Raw genomic sequence first — 19,421 nt, 5'->3', positions numbered from 1 at the left:
GCCTTGGCTCCGACGCGGGCGAGTCCGTTCGATAGGGAAGGAGGAGCGTCTGAAAATGACGCGAAACGGAACCTGACCGCGTGGGTGAGGTCCGAAAAATCTCGTTTCCCCGTCTAGGCTGGAAATTAAGACCGGCATATTCCGGTCACCAACTGTCTCGGACGGATGATGACGGGAACCGTAAAGGCCCACCGGCATCGCGGCGGGCCTCTATACGGTTTGGGCGCAGAGTCAACTTTTACGTGACTTTCATCCGGCCGGCGCTTGCCCTTCATACCCCAGCAGATCGCCGGGCTGGCATTCCAGTTCGCGGCAGATCGCCTCCAGCGTGGAGAAGCGGATCGCCTTGGCCTTGCCGGTCTTCAGGATCGACAGGTTGGCCAGCGTCAGTCCGACGCGGTCGGCCAGTTCGGTCAGGGTCATGCGGCGGGCATAGAGCAGGTCGTCGAGCTTCACGACGATGGCGGTTCCTTCTTCGGCGGGCATCACACGGTCCCTTCGAGATCTTCGCGCATCTCTGCCCCCTTGCGGAAGACGCGGGCGAGGATGAACAGCGTGAGGACCATTGCAAGGCTGGTGCCGTCTTCGCCGACGCCGATGTTGATGCTGCTGCCTTCGGTCACGGATTCGAGCCAGCTGCCCAGCGCCTGCGTCGGGATGTTCACCACCCACGCGCCCAGCGACAGCCAGGCCATTGCGGCCAGACGATCGGCATTGACCGGCACGAACGGGTCGCCATCGGCCACGGTCATCACGATACGACGCAAGTGGCGGACGAAGAACCAGATCATGACGAGCGAGACAAGGATCAGGGCCAGCAGGCCCATGATGCCCCAGAAAGCCTCGGGCGGGACTTTGTCGCTGGCCATCTCCGCGATAACCCAGCCCTTCATGACGAGCATGGTGGGCAAGGCCGCGACGATCGCCACGCCGGCGATGACGACCACCGTCTGTATGAAAGAGAGCAGCACACTGGCGATTTTCAGCAGCGGATCCTTGCGAAACGTGGTCATGGCGTTGTCCCCTTGGTCGGATGCGTCAGGCGAGAACCGGTGCGGCGATGGTCGCGACGCCGGTAACTTGGGTCGGGGTGTAATCGACGGGAGCCACGGTCGGAGCCCAGAGCGCAAGGGCGATCAGGACGGCGAGGGAAGCGGCGGCGGAACGGGTCAATTGCGTGGACATTTTTCGAACTCCAATATGCTTGATATCGATATTCAATAATTCAAGTCGCGTTTATCGTCAATCAATAAATATCGAAAAACGATATGCCGCTGATTGTTTTACGAAAAATCCGGTCTGGCGCATGCCCGTTCCGCGCGCCGGCGCGTTTCCGGCCCGCGGTGCGGCGTGCCGATTCGCTTTCCGCGCCCTTTGACACGCTGCCCCGCCACTCCTATATGCGGCCTCGTTCGAAGGCTTCGAGCAAGGCGGCCCTGGCGCGGGGGCTGGCCCGGGAAGGAAGCCCGAGTTCTTGCATAAGCGACGCGACGGCTGCGGGCCGGGAATACCTCGAAAGGGGCGGATTCCCGCTTGTCCTGCGGCCTTTTGTCGTTTCTGCATCATCGCACGCGTGCGACGAAATCCCCTGCCGGGGCGGCGGGTCGAGAGCAGATCGACTCGAACGAATCGGCACAACACGAAGCCCATCGGGCTCGCAGCAAAAAGAGGCTCACTACCCTCATGGCGACACAGCTTAACGAGGCGGGCGTCCGTCCGACCGCCAAGAAGCGCATCCGCAAGATCTTCGGCGACATCCACGAAGTCGTGGAAATGCCGAACCTGATCGAGGTTCAGCGCGAAAGCTACGAACAGTTCCTGCGCTCCGACCCGTCGATCGGGTACGTCTCGGGCCTTGAAAAGACGCTGCGTTCGGTTTTCCCGATCCGCGACTTCGCCGGCACCAGCGAGCTGGACTTCGTGCACTACGAGCTGGAAGACCCCAAGTACGACACGACCGAATGCCGCCAGCGCGGCATCACGTACGCGGCCCCGATGAAGGTCACGCTGCGCCTGATCGTGTTCGAAATCGATCCTGACACCGAGGCCCGCTCGGTCCTCGATATCAAGGAGCAGGACGTCTACATGGGCGACATGCCGCTCATGACCGAGAACGGCACCTTCATCGTCAACGGCACCGAACGTGTCATCGTGTCGCAGATGCACCGTTCGCCGGGTGTCCTGTTCGACCATGACCGCGGCAAGACGCACTCTTCGGGCAAGTACCTGTTCGCCGCGCGCGTCATTCCGTACCGCGGTTCGTGGCTGGACTTCGAATTCGACGCCAAGGACATCGTGAACGTGCGTATCGACCGCAAGCGCAAGCTGCCGGTCACTGCGCTGCTCTATGCCCTCGGCCTCGACAGCGAAGGCATCCTCGACCACTTCTACGACACCGTTGTATGGGAACGTGGTGAAGGCGGCTGGAAGATCCCGTTCACCGCAGAGGGCTGGCGCGGCCAGAAGCCCGCGTTCGACATCGTCGACGCCAATTCGGGCGAAGTCGTGTTCCCCGCCGGCACCAAGATTTCCCCGCGCGCTGCCAACAAGGCGGCCAAGGACGGTCTTGCCGAGCTGCTGATCCCGACCGAGGAAATCTTCGGCCGCTATGCAGCCAAGGACATGATCGACGAATCGACCGGCCGCATCTGGATCGAAGCTGGCGAGGAAGTCAGCCCCGACAACCTCGAAGCGCTGGACAATGCGGGCGTCGACAAGCTCGAACTGCTCGACATCGACCATGTGAACAAGGGCCCGTGGATCCGCAACACGATGGAGGCCGACAAGGCCGAGAACCGTGAAATGGGCCTCGAGGCGATCTACAAGGTCATGCGCCCCGGCGAACCGCCGACGAAGGAAACGGCAGAAGCCCTGTTCGAAGGCCTGTTCTTCGACGGCGAACGCTATGACCTCTCGGCCGTTGGCCGCGTGAAGCTGAACATGCGCCTTGGCCTCGACGCCGAAGACACGATCACGACCCTGCGCAACGAGGACATCCTCGCTGTCGTCAAGGAATTGGTCGACCTGAAGGATGGCAAGGGCGAAGTCGACGACATCGACAACCTCGCCAACCGCCGTGTCCGTTCGGTGGGCGAGCTACTGGAAAACCAGTACCGCGTCGGCCTGCTGCGCATGGAACGCGCGGTCAAGGAACGCATGAGCAGCGTCGACGTGTCGACGGTGATGCCGAACGACCTCATCAACGCGAAGCCCGCCGTTGCCGCCGTCCGCGAATTCTTCGGCTCCTCGCAGCTGTCGCAGTTCATGGACCAGACCAACCCGCTGTCGGAAGTCACCCACAAGCGCCGCGTTTCGGCGCTTGGCCCGGGCGGTCTTACCCGTGAGCGCGCAGGCTTCGAAGTCCGCGACGTTCACCCGACCCACTATGGCCGTATCTGCCCGATCGAAACGCCCGAAGGCCCGAACATCGGTCTGATCAACTCGCTCTCGACCTTCGCTCGCGTCAACAAGTACGGCTTCATCGAAACCCCGTACCGCAAGGTGATCGACGGCAAGGTGACCGGCGAGGTCCAGTACCTCTCGGCCATGGAAGAGCAGAAGAACACCGTCGCACAGGCCTCGGCCGACCTCACCGGCGAAGGCACCTTCGTCGAGGATCTCGTCTCGGCCCGCCAGAACGGCGAGTTCGTGATGAGCCCGTCCGAACAGGTCACGCTGATGGACGTTTCGCCCAAGCAGCTCGTCTCGGTCGCCGCATCGCTCATTCCGTTCCTGGAAAACGATGACGCCAACCGCGCACTCATGGGCTCGAACATGCAGCGTCAGGCCGTGCCGCTGGTCAAGGCCGAAGCGCCGTGGGTCGGCACCGGCATGGAAGAGACCGTGGCCCGCGATTCCGGCGCCGCCATCTCGGCCCGCCGCGGCGGTATCGTCGATCAGGTCGACGCGACCCGTATCGTGATCCGCGCCATCGGCGATGTCGAACCCGGCCAGTCCGGCGTCGACATCTATCGCCTCCAGAAGTTCGAGCGTTCGAACCAGTCGACCTGCATCAACCAGCGTCCGCTGGTGAAGGTGGGCGAAGTCGTTCAGGCCGGCGATACCATCGCCGACGGCCCGTCGACCGACCTTGGGGAACTGGCGCTGGGCCGCAACAGCCTCGTCGCGTTCATGCCGTGGAACGGCTACAACTACGAAGACTCGATCCTGATCAGCGAACGCATCGTGAAGGACGACGTGTTCACGTCGATCCACATCGACGAGTTCGAAGTCATGGCCCGCGACACCAAGCTCGGGCCAGAGGACATCACCCGCGACATCCCGAACGTCGGCGAGGAAGCCCTTCGCAACCTCGACGAAGCGGGCATCGTCTACATCGGTGCCGAAGTGCATCCGGGCGATATCCTCGTCGGCAAGATCACGCCGAAGGGCGAAAGCCCGATGACGCCGGAAGAAAAGCTTCTGCGCGCCATCTTCGGTGAAAAGGCCAGCGACGTGCGCGACACCTCGCTCCGCCTGCCGCCGGGCGTGTCGGGCACGATCGTCGACGTGCGCGTCTTCAACCGCCACGGTATCGAGGTGGACGACCGTACCCGCGCCATCCAGAACGAGGAAATCGAACGCCTCGCCAAGGACCGCGAGGACGAACGCGCCATCCTCAACCGCGCCACCTACAACCGTCTGCGCGACATGCTGATCGGCCAGACCGCATCGGCTGCGCCCAAGGGCATCAAGAAGGGTGACGAGATCACCGAGGCGCTGCTCGACGAAGTCGAACGCCACGAATGGTTCAAGTTCGCGGTTGCCGACGATGGCCGCCAGGTCCAGCTCGAAGCTGTCAAGGAACAGTACGACGAGGCCGTGAAGGCCATCAACGCCAAGTTCGAGGACCGCAAGGAAAAGCTCGAACGTGGTGACGAACTGGCACCGGGCGTGCTGAAGATGGTCAAGGTCTTCGTCGCGGTGAAGCGCAAGCTGCAGCCGGGCGACAAGATGGCCGGCCGTCACGGCAACAAGGGCGTCATCTCGCGCATCCTTCCCGCCGAAGACATGCCGTTCCTTGAAGACGGCACGCCGGTCGATCTGGTTCTGAACCCGCTGGGCGTGCCTTCGCGCATGAACGTCGGCCAGATCTTCGAAACGCACCTCGGCTTCGCTGCGCGCGGCCTTGGCATGCAGATCGGCGACATGCTGGACGATTGGCGGGCGAACAACCCCGATCCGAAGGCGGGGCCGCCGCCGGCAGCCCTCGTCGACAAGCTGAAGGACGTCTACGGCGACAACTACGTCGAAGAGATCGACAACCGCACTTCGGAAGAGGTCTACGAACTGGCGACGAACCTGCGTCGCGGCGTTCCGATGGGCACTCCGGTGTTCGACGGCGCCCGCGAAGGCGACGTGACCGACATGCTGCTGAAGGCAGGCTACGCTTCGTCGGGCCAGTCGACGCTGTATGATGGCCGCACCGGCGAGGCGTTCGACCGCAAGGTGACCGTGGGCATCATCTACATGCTGAAGCTGCACCACCTTGTCGACGACAAGATCCACGCCCGTTCGATCGGCCCCTACTCGCTCGTCACCCAGCAGCCGCTGGGCGGCAAGGCGCAGTTCGGTGGCCAGCGCTTCGGTGAAATGGAGGTCTGGGCGCTTCAGGCCTACGGCGCGGCCTATACGCTGCAGGAAATGCTGACCGTGAAGTCGGACGACGTCGTCGGCCGTACCAAGGTCTACGAAGCGATCGTCAAGGGCGACGACACGTTCGAGGCCGGCATTCCCGAAAGCTTCAACGTGCTGGTCAAGGAAATGCGCTCGCTGGGCCTCAACGTCGAACTGTCGTCGCTTACCGACGATAGCGAAGACGGCGACATGGCCGAGGCGGCTGAATGAGTTGACGCGGGCGGGTCGATGACCTGCCCGCCACTCACTCGCTGATGGATTTCCCCCCTAAGGGATTTGAAAAATGAACGAACTGACCAAATTCGCCAACCCGGTCGCCAAGCCGGAAACGTTCGACCAGATCCAGATCGGTCTTGCCTCGCCAGAGCGCATCCGTTCGTGGTCGTTCGGCGAGATCAAGAAGCCGGAAACGATCAACTACCGCACGTTCAAGCCTGAACGCGACGGCCTGTTCTGCGCGCGCATCTTCGGCCCCGTGAAGGACTACGAGTGCCTGTGCGGCAAGTACAAGCGCATGAAGTACAAGGGCGTCGTGTGCGAAAAGTGCGGCGTTGAAGTCACCGTCACGAAGGTGCGCCGTGAGCGCATGGGCCACATCGAACTGGCCGCGCCGGTTGCGCACATCTGGTTCCTGAAGTCGCTGCCCTCGCGCATCGGCCTCCTGCTCGACATGCAGCTCAAGCAGCTGGAGCGCGTGCTTTACTTCGAAAGCTACGTCGTCATCGAACCGGGCCTGACCCCGATGGAGAAGTTCCAGCTTCTCACCGAAGACGAACTGCTCGACGCGCAGGACGAGTACGGCGAAGACGCATTCAGCGCCGGCATCGGTGCCGAAGCGGTCAAGATCATGCTCATGGAGCTGGACCTTGAAGGCGAGCGCGAGGCGCTGCTGGAAGAGCTGGCGACGACCAAGTCGACGCTGAAGCCCGCCAAGATCATCAAGCGGCTGAAGGTCGTCGAAAGCTTCATCGATTCGGGCAACCGCCCCGAATGGATGATCCTTGACGTCGTTCCGGTCATTCCGCCCGAACTGCGCCCGCTGGTTCCGCTGGATGGCGGCCGTTTCGCGACGTCGGATCTCAACGATCTCTATCGCCGCGTCATCAACCGTAACAACCGCCTCAAGCGTCTGATGGAGCTGCGCGCGCCGGACATCATCGTCCGCAACGAAAAGCGCATGCTGCAGGAAGCCGTCGACGCCCTGTTCGACAACGGCCGCCGCGGCCGCGTCATCACGGGTGCGAACAAGCGTCCGCTGAAGTCGCTGTCCGACATGCTGAAGGGCAAGCAGGGCCGCTTCCGCCAGAACCTGCTCGGCAAGCGCGTCGACTATTCGGGCCGTTCGGTCATCGTGACCGGCCCCGAACTCAAGCTGCACCAGTGCGGCCTGCCCAAGAAGATGGCGCTCGAACTGTTCAAGCCGTTCATCTACGCCCGCCTCGATGCCAAGGGTCTGTCGATGACCCTGAAGCAGGCGAAGAAGTGGGTCGAGAAGGAGCGCAAGGAAGTCTGGGACATCCTGGATGAAGTCATCCGCGAACACCCCGTCCTCCTGAACCGCGCACCGACGCTGCACCGCCTCGGCATCCAGGCTTTCGAGCCGGTGCTGATCGAGGGCAAGGCGATCCAGCTGCACCCGCTCGTCTGCTCGGCCTTCAACGCCGACTTCGACGGTGACCAGATGGCCGTCCACGTGCCGCTGTCGCTGGAAGCCCAGCTGGAAGCGCGCGTGCTGATGATGTCGACCAACAACATCCTGTCGCCCGCGAACGGCAAGCCGATCATCGTGCCTTCGCAGGACATGGTGCTGGGTCTCTACTACCTCTCGATGGAGCTGGAGAACGAGCCGGGTCAGGGCATGGCGTTTTCCGACATGGCCGAAGTGCACCAGGCGCTTCAGGTCGGTGCGGTCACGCTGCACTCGAAGATCACCGCCCGCGTTCCGCAGACGGACGAGGACGGCAAGGAAGTCATCGCCCGCGTGGAAACGACGCCGGGCCGCATGCTGATCGCCGAATGCCTGCCGAAGAGCCACAAGGTGCCCTTCGACGTCGTGAACCGCCTTCTCACCAAGAAGGACATCGGTGACGTCATCGACGAAGTGTATCGCCACACCGGCCAGAAGGACACGGTCCTGTTCGCCGACGCGATCATGGTCCTCGGCTTCCGTCACGCTTGCCGCGCCGGCATCTCGTTCGGCAAGGACGACATGATCATCCCCGAAACCAAGGAAGCGATGATCGCGGAGACCAAGGCGCTGGTTGCCGATTACGAGCAGCAGTACCAGGACGGTCTCATCACCTGGCAGGAAAAGTACAACAAGGCGATCGACGCCTGGAGCCGTTGCGGCGACCAGGTCGCGGCCGAAATGATGGACCGGATCAAGTCCCAGCCCGTGGACGAAGAGACCGGCCGCATGAAGCCGATCAACTCGATCTACATGATGAGCCACTCCGGCGCGCGTGGTAGCCCGGCCCAGATGAAGCAGCTGGCCGGCATGCGCGGCCTGATGGCCAAGCCGTCGGGCGAGATCATCGAAACGCCGATCATCTCGAACTTCAAGGAAGGCCTGACCGTTCTTGAATACTTCAACTCGACCCACGGCGCGCGTAAGGGCCTTGCCGATACCGCGTTGAAGACCGCGAACTCGGGTTACCTGACCCGCCGTCTGGTCGACGTGTCGCAGGACTGCGTCATCGTCGTCGAGGATTGCGGCACGACCAACGCGCTGGAAATGCGCGCCATCGTGCAGGGCGGTTCGACCATCGCGTCGCTTGGCGAACGCATCCTTGGCCGTACGCTGGCCGAGGATATCGTCCACGCCAAGACCGGCGAAGTGCTGGCCAAGGCCGGACAACTGCTCGACGAACCCGCGATCAAGGTGATCGAGGACGCCGAGACGCAGGTTGCGAAGATCCGTTCGCCGCTGGTTTGCGAAGCGCAGCAGGGCGTTTGCGGCACGTGCTATGGCCGTGACCTTGCCCGCGGTACTCCGGTGAACATCGGCGAAGCCGTCGGCGTCATCGCGGCCCAGTCGATCGGTGAACCCGGCACGCAGCTGACGATGCGTACGTTCCACATCGGTGGTGCGGCGCAGCTCAATGAAACCTCGCACCTGGAGGCGGTTTCGGACGGCAAGATCGTCTATCGCGACATGCCGACCATCGTCGACAAGCGCGGTCGCCGTCTGTCGATGGCCCGCAGCGGTGAAATCCTCGTCATCGACGCCGAAGGGCGCGAGCGCGAGATGCACCGCGTCCCCTACGGTACCGTCATCATGTTCGAGGACGGTGCGCAGGTGAAGCAGGGCGATCGCATGGCAGAATGGGATCCGTTCACCCTGCCGATTATCACCGAGCAGTCGGGCGTCGTGAAGTACCAGGACCTGGTCGATACCAAGACCCTGGAAGAGCGCGTCGACGAAGCCACCGGCATCGCCCAGCGCGTCGTGATCGAGTATCGTTCGGCCGGTCGTGCCAAGAAGGAAGACCTGCGTCCGCGCATCACTCTTCTGGGTCAGGCAGGGGACGAGACCGAGGCTGCCCGCTACATGCTGGCCCCCGGCACGACCCTGTCGGTCGAGGACGGTCAGGAAGTGCAGGCCGGTGACATCGTTGCCCGTGCTTCGCGCGAAGCTGCCAAGACCCGCGACATCACCGGCGGTCTGCCGCGTGTTGCCGAGCTGTTCGAGGCCCGCAAGCCGAAGGACAACGCGGTTATCGCCAAGGTTTCGGGCCGCGTCGAATTCGTTCGCGACTACAAGGCCAAGCGCAAGATCGCGATCATCCCGGAAGAGGGTGATCCGGTGGAGTACCTGATCCCGAAGTCGAAGGTGATCGACGTTCAGGAAGGCGACTTCGTGAAGAAGGGCGACAACCTGATCTCCGGCTCGCCCGATCCGCACGACATTCTGGAAGTGCTCGGCGTCGAGGCGCTGGCCGAATATCTCGTCAACGAGATCCAGGAAGTCTATCGTTTGCAGGGCGTGAAGATCAACGACAAGCACATCGAGGTGATCGTTCGCCAGATGCTGCAGAAGGTCGAGATCACCAACGGCGGCGACACCACGCTGCTTCCGGGTGAACAGGTCGATTACGAGGAAATGCTCGAGTACAACGCGAAGCTTGAAAAGGGTAAGGAACCGGCAGAGGGCAAGCCCGTCCTCCTCGGCATTACCAAGGCTTCGCTGCAGACCCGTTCGTTCATCTCGGCGGCATCGTTCCAGGAAACCACGCGCGTGCTCACGCAGGCCGCGGTCGAAGGCAAGCGCGATTCGCTGATCGGCCTGAAGGAGAACGTCATTGTCGGTCGTCTCATCCCTGCCGGTACCGGCGCGGGCATGAACCGCGTCCGCGTGGCCGCTTCCAGCCGCGACGCAGCCCTGCGCGCCCAGTATCGCAAGATGCAGGAAGCGCTGATCGCTGCCGACACGGCCGAGGAAGAGCACGCCGCCGAACTGGCGCAGGGCCCCGAAGCTGCGATCGGTGACGATCCGCTGGCCGCAGTAGAGGGTGAGACCCACGGTCTCGACGCCGATGCGGGCGAATACCTGAACGAAGGTGCTGCCGATCACGACGGCAGCGCCGAAGACGAGGATTGATCGGCTCCAAACCGGTCCAGACCTGAGATTGACCCCGCCGGAGCGATCCGGCGGGGTTTTTCTTTGAAAAATCAACACACGTGCTGCTGCCTGCGGGTGGTTTACCAGTGATTCACCCCCTTCCTTTAGGCTCGCCTTTCCATGAACTTGGGGTAAAGGATCTGGGTGAGCACATGGGAGGCAGACAGGCTGCCCTCTTCGGCCGCGCCGATTACCTGCTGACGCGGCGCCTGCAGGACTATGCGGAGCGAGGCCAGCTCGCTGCCGCGACGTCCGCGTTTGGCGCATTCGTCACTTGTGTGATCCGGCTGGGCGGCAACGGCGTGCTGGCCCAATTCGCATGGCTGGGCTTCATGCTGGCCGTCAGCCTTGCCCGCGTGGAAGTCGTGCGCCGCTTCACCCCGGAAACGATCGATCTTGAATATTTCCGCAGGCAGCGGCGCTACATGGTCGGTCTGGGCGTTGCCGACAGTCTTGGCTGGGGCGTCGGCATCTACATGTTCGCGATCTTTGCCCAGGGGGCCGAACACTACCTGCTCAGCGTGCTTGCCGCCGGCGTCATCACCGCATCGATGATCTACTATCGCGCCATGCCGCAGGTGTGCGTGATATTCGTCGCGGTCATATCGCTGACCGGATTTGCCGTCAGCTATGCCTTGCTCGGCGGGATCGAACTCGTTTCCGCCTCGCTGATCGTCGCGCTTACGCTCGTCTTGATGCGCGGGATTTCCGACGATGCCCGGCTCTATCGCCGCAAGTTCGAGGGTGAGGCCGAGCTGGCCGAAAGCGCCGAAACGATCCAGCTGCTGCTGCACGACTACGAAGCGCAGAGCGCCGACTGGCTCTGGCAAGTCGACAAGGGGGCCTGCCTCGTCTCGGTCTGCGACCGTTTCGGAGAGGCGGCGGGTTGCGATCCACAAGACCTTGAGGGGCGCGAACTGGTTTCCCTGTTCGATACGGGGCCGGCGCGCGAACTGCTGGCCCACCGCCTGCTGGTGCGCCAGCCGTTCCGCGATCTTTCCATCAGCCTGAACGTGGATGGAGAGACCCGTTGGTGGTCGCTATCGGCAAATTGCTGGGACGACGGTACTATGCACGGCGTGGCCCGCGACACGACCGACACGCGGCAAGCGGTGGAGCGCATGAATTTCATGGCGCATCACGATATGCTGACCGGTATCGCCAACCGCTTCCTGTTTGGCGAGACGCTGCGCGAGGTGCTGGAGCGCAAGCAGACGAAGGGGCGGCAGGCGCTGCTCTACCTCGATCTCGACCATTTCAAGCAGATCAACGACACATGGGGCCATTCGACCGGCGACCGGCTGCTGACCGAAGCGGCCAAGCGCATTGGCGAATCGGTGAAATCGCACGATCTCGTCGCGCGGCTGGGCGGGGACGAATTTGCCGTTCTGCTCACGCGTCTGACCGATGCGACCGATGCCGCCCATGTCGCCCAGCGCATCGTTTCGGCGATGGAGCAGCCCTTTGTCATTGACGACCAGAAGCTGTCGACCGGCACCAGCGTCGGTATCGCCCATGTCCAGCCATGCCGCGAAGGGGTACGGACGTGCCCGGATGACCTGCTGCGGCAGGCGGACCTTGCGCTCTATGCGGCAAAGGCGCTGGGCCGCGGCACCTTTGCCGAATTCGAACCCTGGCTGGAAGAGCGCGACCGCGAACGCGCCCAGCTTGAGGCCGACCTGAAGACCGCGATCCAGAACGACGAGTTCACGCTGCATTACCAACCGCTCTACGACGTGGCGCAGCGCAAGACCGTGGGCTTCGAAACACTCGTGCGGTGGCAAAGCCCGGTGTGGGGCGTAGTCATGCCCGGAGAGTTCATTCCGCTGGCCGAGGATAGCGGGCTGATCGTGGCGCTGGGCGAATGGATCATCCGCAACGCCATTCACGAAGCCGCCGGATGGCCCGATAAGGAACGCGTGGCAATCAACCTCTCGCCGCTGCAGATGCGCTCGCCTCGCCTGCTGCCCACGATCACCGAGGCAATCCGTGCAACGAAGATCGATCCGGGCCGGATCGAACTGGAAATCACAGAGAACATGCTGATGCATGACAGCGAGCGGAACGTGGCGATGCTGCACGAATTCCGCAATCTGGGCATGCGCATCGCACTCGACGATTTCGGCACCGGTTATTCGTCCCTCAACTACTTGCGCAGCTTCCCCTTCGACAAGATCAAGATCGACAAGTGCTTTGTCGAGGAAATCGAGATGCGGGAGGACTGCCAGGCGATCGTGCGCGCGATCACGCAGCTGGCCGGCGCGCTGGGCATGTCGACCGTGGCCGAAGGCGTGGAGCGTGAAAGCCAGCTCGACTGGCTGCGCGCAGAGGGCATAACCCAGATCCAGGGCTATCTCATCTCCTACCCGGTAAACGCGAACGAGCTGTGCGACGGCAGGCCCTTTAACGAGGACCGGCACAAGTGGTTCAAACCACCGGACGAAAGCCACGGCACGATATCCGACGCGGCTTAGGTGAAAATACCTGACGAAAGCCGCGGTTTGTCGCGACACTCGTGACAATGTCCGTAATGGACATTCCTGTCAGCGATGGGCAATTGCACACTCCGACCCGCCGACGTAACCATCGCTCGATGCTGGTTACGCCTTTCGTTCTGCTTGGTATCGTGTTCGCCACGATCGGCATTTTCGTCGCCCTGATGGGCGTGGATGCCCTGCGCAAGGGCAATGTCGGCCATCACAGGACCCTGATCGCAAGCGGGCTGTTCCTCGCGGTTCTCGGCGTCGTGCTCGGCGTGCTCTGATCAGGTGTGACCGCAGGTCTTTTACCCGGCACGGTTGTCCGATCTTCACTTGCAGCGTTCCTTCCCGTCGACGCCGGATGATGCGCCGCACACTGGCGTTCTATACCATGGCGCGTTAGGCGAGGGTCGCGGCAGGACAGGAAAGCATAAGGCATGATCAGGCTACCGGGCGGCATATTCACCATGGGGTCGACCGCGTTCTATCCGGAAGAGCGTCCGCTGCGCCGGGTGAAGGTGGATCCGTTCTGGATCGATGCGACGCCGGTCACCAATCGGCAGTTCGCCGAATTCGTGGCGGCGACCGGGCATGTAACCTTTGCCGAGATTCCGCCTGATCCCAAGGATTATCCCGGCATGGACCCCGCGCTGGCCAAGCCCGGATCGCTCGTCTTCACGCCACCCGCGCATGCGGTGCCGCTGGACGACTGGACGCAATGGTGGAGCTTCAGCTTCGGCGCGGACTGGCGGCATCCGCATGGACCGGACAGCTCGATCACGGGGTTGGAGGATCATCCCGTCGTTCACGTGACGTTCGCCGACGCGCTAGCCTACGCCAAGTGGGCCGGCAAGGCGCTGCCGACCGAGGCGGAGTGGGAATTTGCCGCGCGCGGCGGGCAAGACGATGGCCACGAATACCAGTGGGGTGACGAATTGGCGCCGGGCGGCAGAATGATGGCCAATTACTTTCAGGGCACGTTCCCCCATGGCAACACGCTGGAAGATGGGTGGGAACGCACCAGTCCGGTCGGTAGCTTCCCGGCCAATGCCTATGGCTTGTTCGACATGATCGGCAACGTCTGGGAATGGACGAGGGACTGGTACGCAGACCCGGTGCCAGCCAAGAAGGCAAAGGCCGATGCCTGCTGCGTGATTGCCAATCCGCGCGGCCCGGCCAAGGGCGCAAGCTATGACCGGGCGACGCCCGAACTGAAGATTCCACGCAGGGTTACCAAGGGCGGATCGCATCTCTGCGCGGAAAACTATTGCCAGCGCTATCGCCCCGCAGCGCGGCAAGGGCAGGCCGTCGACAGTTCGACGAGCCACATCGGCTTTCGTTGCGTCAGGCGATCCGGCTAGGCTGGATCAACTGTCCGTCCGGCCGTGGCGGTCGCGTTCCATGTTCGCCTCTTTCGCCATGAACACGGTCTTCAGCCGTTTCATTTCGGCCATAACTGCGATCATGCACAGCGTTCAGGAACGACAATGCTTTGTCGGAGTGGAGGTTGTCCGGCCTGTCGTGGTTTGCCGGGCGGTCCTTAGACCTTGGCGTTCCGGTACAGGTGCGCGCGCTCGGCGCGCCTGCTCGAGCAAGAGCTAACCCAATCAACGGGGTCTGATTAAGCAATGGCGGAGACGGAGTCCGATCAACATTAATGATAGAATGTTGATAAATATATGTTAATATCCCATTCTGACGGATTGCCCAACACTTCTCCCCACACGCATCGGGTATGACAAGTCCAAATACTCGGCTTGAGACCAATCAATTCGATTCCGTGTCATACATGTCTGATTTACCTACTCGTGACGTAACGCATCGATCGGGTTGAGAGCCGCTGCGCGTCGTGCCGGGAAATATCCGAATATGACACCGATAGCGGCAGAGAAGCCGAATGCGAGCAGGTTGATCTGCACGTCGAACATGAAGGGTACCTGCACCAGCGTCGCGCCAGCAGCGGTCAGGACCAGCGCCAGCAAGAGGCCGAGAAAGCCGCCGATACAGGCGAGAACGATCGCCTCTACCAGGAACTGGGTCAGCACTTCCTTGCCCACCGCGCCAATCGCGAGGCGGATACCGATCTCGCGCGTTCGTTCGGTTACCGAAACGAGCATGATGTTCATGATGCCGATGCCGCCCACCAACAGGCTGACGCCTGCAACCGCAGCCATGACCATCGTCAAAATCGTCGTCGTGCTGGTCAGCGCCTCGCTGATCTGCGCCGTGTCGAGGATGTTGAAATCCTGATCTTCGCCTGGTTCGATATGTCGGCGTTCGCGTAACAATTCGCTCATCGAGGCCTGCACCGCGTCGGCATCGTAACGCTCGTCGATCGCAACGGCGATGCTGCTGACCTCGCGATTGCCCGTGAAGCGGCGCTGCACCATGCGGATCGGCGCGATGACGGTGTCGTCCTGATCCTGAAATCCGCCTTGCCCCTTGGAGACGAGGAGCCCGATGACATCGCACGTGACGTTGTTCAGGCGCAGACTACCGCCAATCGGGTCGCTGCCCGGGAAGAGGTTGTCCGCCACCGTTTCGCCGATGACGCACACAGCCTTGCCGGCCGTCTCTTCTGCGGAGGTCCAGACTCGTCCGCTCTGCAGGCTCCATTGTTGCACCGTAAAGTAATCGGCCGTGGTTCCGGTCAGGGTCGTCTGCCAGTTCGAAGCGTTCTGGACTGCCGTCACGGACGCACTTGTCTGCGGCGCCACGGCGCGAACGCCTGCGATCTGGCTGGCGATCGCTTCAACATCCTCTTCGCGGAAATTGGCCGGTTGTGCACCGCCACCGCCACGGCCGAAGCCCTGCCCGGGCCGGACCTGGAGAACATTCGCGCCCAGACTCGATATGTTCTGCTGCACCGCCGCAGTGGCTCCGTTGCCGAGCTGCACCATCGTCACCACGGCCGCAACGCCGATGACGATGCCAAGCGTCGTCAGGAAACTGCGCAGCATGTGTCGACGGATCTCGCGGATCGCCAGAAGGATGGTGGTACCGAGCATTGTCTATCCGGCTCCTGCCAAGGCACTGGAAGAGGCCTCGCCATTGATGCGATCGATCAGTCCGTCGCGAAAATGCACGATGGTGCGCGCATAATCGGCCATTTCGGGTTCGTGCGTGACCATCAGGACGGTAATGCCGCTGTCCCGATTGAGCGCAGTGAGCAGTTCCATGATTTCGACCGACCGCTCGCTATCGAGATTGCCGGTCGGCTCGTCGGCAAGCAGCACGGCAGGGCCAGTCACGATGGCGCGAGCGATCGCGACCCTCTGCTGTTGGCCACCCGAAAGCTCCGCCGGCGTATGATCCCACCAGTCGGCAAGTCCCACCTTGTCGAGGGCGTCGAGCGCGGCCTTGTGCCGGGCGCTCTTGGCCTCGCCGCGATATAGCAAGGGGAGCTCTACGTTTTCGAGCGCGCTTGTCCGCGCAAGCAGATTAAATCCCTGAAAAACGAACCCGAGGTAACGGCGTCGTAATAAGGCACGCTGATCGCGATCAAGCTGCTCAACATGCAGGTTCTTGAACAGGAACTCGCCGCTAGTCGGCACATCGAGGCAACCCAGTATGTTCATGGTCGTGGATTTGCCCGAGCCGGATGGCCCCATGATGGCCACGAAGTCGCCCTCTTCAATTTCCAGATCAACGCCCTTCAAGGCCTGAAATGCAGTCTGTCCGCTGCCAAACGTCTTGGTCACGGCTTTCAGCGCGATCAGGGGTTCAGCCATATGCCGCGCCACCATGATTGGGATGGTAGCGTTCTTCCAGCCAGGCTGTCTCGCCTTGCGGTGCTTCCTCATCGTCGGGCGACGAGTCGCCAGCGCCATCTGCCGCGACCGCAGTAATCACCTTTTCACCAGGCTTGAGTTCGCCACTTACGATCTCGGTCACGCTGCCATCGCTCGATCCTACCGTCACGCGCCGCGGCTCGGCCTGGCCGCCATCGCCAAGGACGTATATGGTACGCACCGTTCCTCGCCCAATCTCCACCTCGCGAGAGTTCTGGTTGCCCAGATTTGGCGGCCCCATCATGCCGGCAACGCCGCCCCCTGATTCAGCTGCAGCGGTGGGTGTAAACCGCAAGGCCGCGTTAGGAACGACAAGGGCATTTTCTTTCTTTTCGGTCACGATATCGGCCGTGGCGGTCATGCCAGGCCGCAAGATCAATTCCGGGTTGGAAAGGGTCAGGACCGCCGTATAGGAAATCACGTTGTTTGTGTTCGTATCGTCGTCCGAGGCATTGGCGGCAAGGTCAACACGATCGATCACGGCCTCGAACCGCCTGCCGGGATAGGCATCGACGGTGAACGTGGCGGACTGTCCGTCCTCCACCTGCCCGACGTCAGCCTCGTCGATGCTGACCTCGAGTTCCATCTGCGAAAGGCTCTCGGCAATGCGGAACAATACGGGGGCCGACAGGGTCGCCGCCACGGTCTGACCCGGTTCCACATTTCGCGACAGGACAACCCCGGTCACCGGTGAATAAATCGTGGCCTTGCTCAATTCCGTATTCGCGGTGGCCAACTGCGCTCGCGCCTGAGCGATTTGAGCCTCGCCGGCCTTTACTGCGGCCGCAGCACGCCGCTTTTCCGCACGCGCGGCGTCCAGTTCGGTATCGGACGGAACCTGCCCGTTGGAAATGCGGTAAACTTCCTCCTGCCGGGCAAAATCGGCGTTAGCCTGAGCGAGCGTGGCACGGTATTGCTCGGTCTGGGCTTGGGCGGAAGCGAGACTGGCGCGCGCCTGCAGGACGCTGTCGTTCAGCCGTGAGGTATCCAGCCGGGCGAGGGGCTGGTTTTTGCTCACGCGATCGTTGTTCTTAACATAAACTTCGGTCACCAGACCGGATTGTTCTGAGCTGACTTCGACCTCGTTGGTCGCTTGCAGGTTCCCTGTCGCCGAAACCGTCAATGTCAGGTCCTGCCGCTTGGCTTCCTCGGTTACGTAGGCGCTGTCGTTGCCCCGGCCCCCGAACAGCAGCAGCAGGATTACGACGAGAACTCCGATGGCCGCAGCGATCAGTACTCGTTTGCGGCGGTACCATTCGGTTTTGGCCGAAGTGCCGAGAAAATCGTCGAGATCGGTTCGGTCTGCGCCATCGGCGGGCAGGGTCGTCTCGGTGGTGGCGGTGTCACTCATTCCGGGTCTGCTCCAAGATTTTCCTGCGCGTTCCACCCACCGCCCATCGCGCGATAAAGCTGGATGGCGGCAAGTGAAGCATTCGCATGGCTCTGCGCCAGACCGTCCTCGGCAGAGGCAAGCGATCTTTCGGCGTTGAGGAGGTTGGTGAAATCGGTCAAGCCGGAGCGATAGCTGACGCGGGTCAGGATCGCCTGGTTGCGTGCCGCCGCAAGCGCCTCTGAGTAGAGAACCTCACGCTCTTGCGCGGTGCGCAGCGACACGAGCGCATTCTCGACGTCCTCGAGCGCCAGCAGGACGGTCTGCCGGTAATTGGCGAGCGCCACGTCGGCGACCGCCTCTTGCGACCGGACTTGCGACCGGGTCCGTCCGGCATCGAAGATCAACTGGCTGATCGATGCGAACACGTTGACGGTCAGGGCATCGACGATGTCACCGACCGATACGCCGTTGCCTCCGATCGATCCGCCCAGGTTGAGGCGTGGGTAAAGTTCGGCCCGGGCAACGCCGATACGATCCGTTTCGGCCGCAAGCGACCTCTCTGCCGCCAGCACGTCCGGGCGCTGGCGCAACGTATCCAGCGGCACACCCACTGCGATCGTGGCGGGCGTATCAGGTATCGGGGCGGGCGTATCGAGCTCATTGTGCAGATAGCCCGGCGTCTCGCCGATCAGTACCGACAGGCGGTGCACCGCCGACTTGTAACTGGCGGTATAGCCGGGAAGCGCCGCCGCCGTCTGCGCCCGTTCACCGCGCGCCTGCTCGACATCGAGCGAGGAAACCAGCCCCGCTTCACGCCGCCAGTCCGCGATCTGCAAATTGTCTTCGGCAAATCCGAGCAGGTCTTCGGAGGTGGCATATTGCCGCTGTGCTAGCCTGGCCTCGACATAAGTCCGAGCGATTTCGGCGGCCAATGATACCCGTGTGCTTTCCAGCTCGTATGCCGTAGCCTCGGCAGACGACCGTGCAGCATCGATGGAACTCCTTACCCCGCCGAAAAGATCGAGTTCGTAACTGGCGTCGACCTCAAGCGAAAGGCTGGTACGCGATCCGCCTCCGTCAACCGGAGTTGTCTCACTGACCGTGCCGCCTGCGCTGATCGAGGGGAAGAGGCTCGCGCGTGCCTGAATTTCCGCTTCGCGGGCCTGGCGCAGCCGCGCCCTTGCCGCGACCAGATCGAGATTGTCGTCGAAGGCGCGTTCGACAAGACTGGTGAGCACTGGGTCGTCGAGCTTAAGCCACCATTGTGACACGTCTTCGCGGACGACCCCGCTCATCAGATCTTCGTGAAAGACGTCCGGGCTAAGATCGTTCAGGTCGGTGGCTGCATGATCGGCGTGGTCCAGTGTGGCACAGCCAGACAACATTGCTGCAAGGATAAGCGGAATGAATCGCATGAGGTTCCGGGTGTTGCTCGAAGTGCCCCAACGCAAAGGCGGGACCGGTTTCGGTTAAACCCACGACCTAGCAGGTCGATCCCGATCCGAGTGTCAAGAGTTCGTAAAGATCGTAGAGTTGCGCGTTGGGCCGCCGCGCCGGTT

The 19,421-nt window shown here is 62.3% G+C and carries 12 protein-coding genes; 5 read left to right on the top strand and 7 right to left on the bottom strand.

Going from position 1 to position 19,421, the window contains the following annotated elements; genetic code table 11:
* Positions 1-249 precede the first annotated feature (249 nt).
* Genes A7A77_RS10985 through A7A77_RS17890 form a run of 3 tightly spaced genes read right to left on the bottom strand, consistent with a single transcriptional unit; the run spans position 250 to position 1,185 of the window.
* A complete protein-coding gene (locus A7A77_RS10985; protein WP_066557739.1) occupies positions 250-486 on the bottom strand; it encodes a helix-turn-helix domain-containing protein in 237 nt (78 codons plus the stop codon).
* Positions 486-1,013, bottom strand: a complete 528-nt coding sequence (locus A7A77_RS10980) for a DUF2975 domain-containing protein (RefSeq protein ID WP_066557736.1) — start codon at positions 1,011-1,013, stop codon at positions 486-488. The genes A7A77_RS10985 and A7A77_RS10980 overlap by 1 nt, the downstream gene beginning before the upstream one ends.
* A gap of 25 nt (positions 1,014-1,038) precedes the next feature.
* Positions 1,039-1,185, bottom strand: coding sequence for a hypothetical protein (locus A7A77_RS17890; protein ID WP_156500530.1), 147 nt, complete (start codon positions 1,183-1,185; stop codon positions 1,039-1,041).
* A gap of 498 nt (positions 1,186-1,683) precedes the next feature.
* Here A7A77_RS17890 and rpoB point away from each other — a divergent pair, with 498 nt between their 5' ends.
* The 5 genes from rpoB to A7A77_RS10960 all read left to right on the top strand — a co-directional run bounded on the left by rpoB (position 1,684) and on the right by A7A77_RS10960 (position 14,099).
* Positions 1,684-5,847 carry a DNA-directed RNA polymerase subunit beta gene (gene rpoB / locus A7A77_RS10975; protein ID WP_066557734.1) on the top strand — a complete coding sequence of 1,388 codons (4,164 nt, stop codon included), beginning with the start codon at positions 1,684-1,686 and terminating at the stop codon, positions 5,845-5,847.
* A gap of 73 nt (positions 5,848-5,920) precedes the next feature.
* Entirely contained in the window at positions 5,921-10,237 is a 4,317-nt protein-coding gene (rpoC, locus tag A7A77_RS10970; protein WP_066557732.1) for a DNA-directed RNA polymerase subunit beta', read from the top strand.
* 173 nt (positions 10,238-10,410) lie between these two features.
* Positions 10,411-12,732: a putative bifunctional diguanylate cyclase/phosphodiesterase gene (locus A7A77_RS10965; RefSeq protein WP_066557730.1), complete on the top strand. Its 2,322-nt coding sequence runs from the start codon at positions 10,411-10,413 to the stop codon at positions 12,730-12,732.
* Positions 12,733-12,851: 119 nt separating this feature from the next.
* Positions 12,852-13,022, top strand: coding sequence for a hypothetical protein (locus A7A77_RS17885; protein ID WP_156500529.1), 171 nt, complete (start codon positions 12,852-12,854; stop codon positions 13,020-13,022).
* Positions 13,023-13,175: 153 nt separating this feature from the next.
* A complete protein-coding gene (locus A7A77_RS10960; protein ID WP_066557728.1) occupies positions 13,176-14,099 on the top strand; it encodes a formylglycine-generating enzyme family protein in 924 nt (307 codons plus the stop codon).
* A 441-nt stretch (positions 14,100-14,540) separates the two neighbouring features.
* Here A7A77_RS10960 and A7A77_RS10955 read toward each other — a convergent pair whose 3' ends face one another.
* Genes A7A77_RS10955 through A7A77_RS10940 form a run of 4 tightly spaced genes read right to left on the bottom strand, consistent with a single transcriptional unit; the run spans position 14,541 to position 19,277 of the window.
* Positions 14,541-15,746: an ABC transporter permease gene (locus tag A7A77_RS10955; RefSeq protein ID WP_066557726.1), complete on the bottom strand. Its 1,206-nt coding sequence runs from the start codon at positions 15,744-15,746 to the stop codon at positions 14,541-14,543.
* A 3-nt stretch (positions 15,747-15,749) separates the two neighbouring features.
* Positions 15,750-16,469, bottom strand: coding sequence for an ABC transporter ATP-binding protein (locus tag A7A77_RS10950; RefSeq protein ID WP_066558078.1), 720 nt, complete (start codon positions 16,467-16,469; stop codon positions 15,750-15,752).
* Positions 16,462-17,916, bottom strand: a complete 1,455-nt coding sequence (locus tag A7A77_RS10945) for an efflux RND transporter periplasmic adaptor subunit (RefSeq protein ID WP_245638454.1) — start codon at positions 17,914-17,916, stop codon at positions 16,462-16,464. The genes A7A77_RS10950 and A7A77_RS10945 overlap by 8 nt, the downstream gene beginning before the upstream one ends.
* A complete protein-coding gene (locus A7A77_RS10940; protein WP_066557717.1) occupies positions 17,877-19,277 on the bottom strand; it encodes an efflux transporter outer membrane subunit in 1,401 nt (466 codons plus the stop codon). The genes A7A77_RS10945 and A7A77_RS10940 overlap by 40 nt, the downstream gene beginning before the upstream one ends.
* Positions 19,278-19,421 lie beyond the last annotated feature (144 nt).

Origin of the sequence: Croceicoccus bisphenolivorans (genome assembly GCF_001634625.1) — a bacterium.
GTDB lineage: Bacteria > Pseudomonadota > Alphaproteobacteria > Sphingomonadales > Sphingomonadaceae > Croceicoccus > Croceicoccus bisphenolivorans.
The sequence above is the reverse complement of the archived record's forward strand: the minus strand, read 5'-3'. Positions and strand labels throughout refer to the sequence as shown.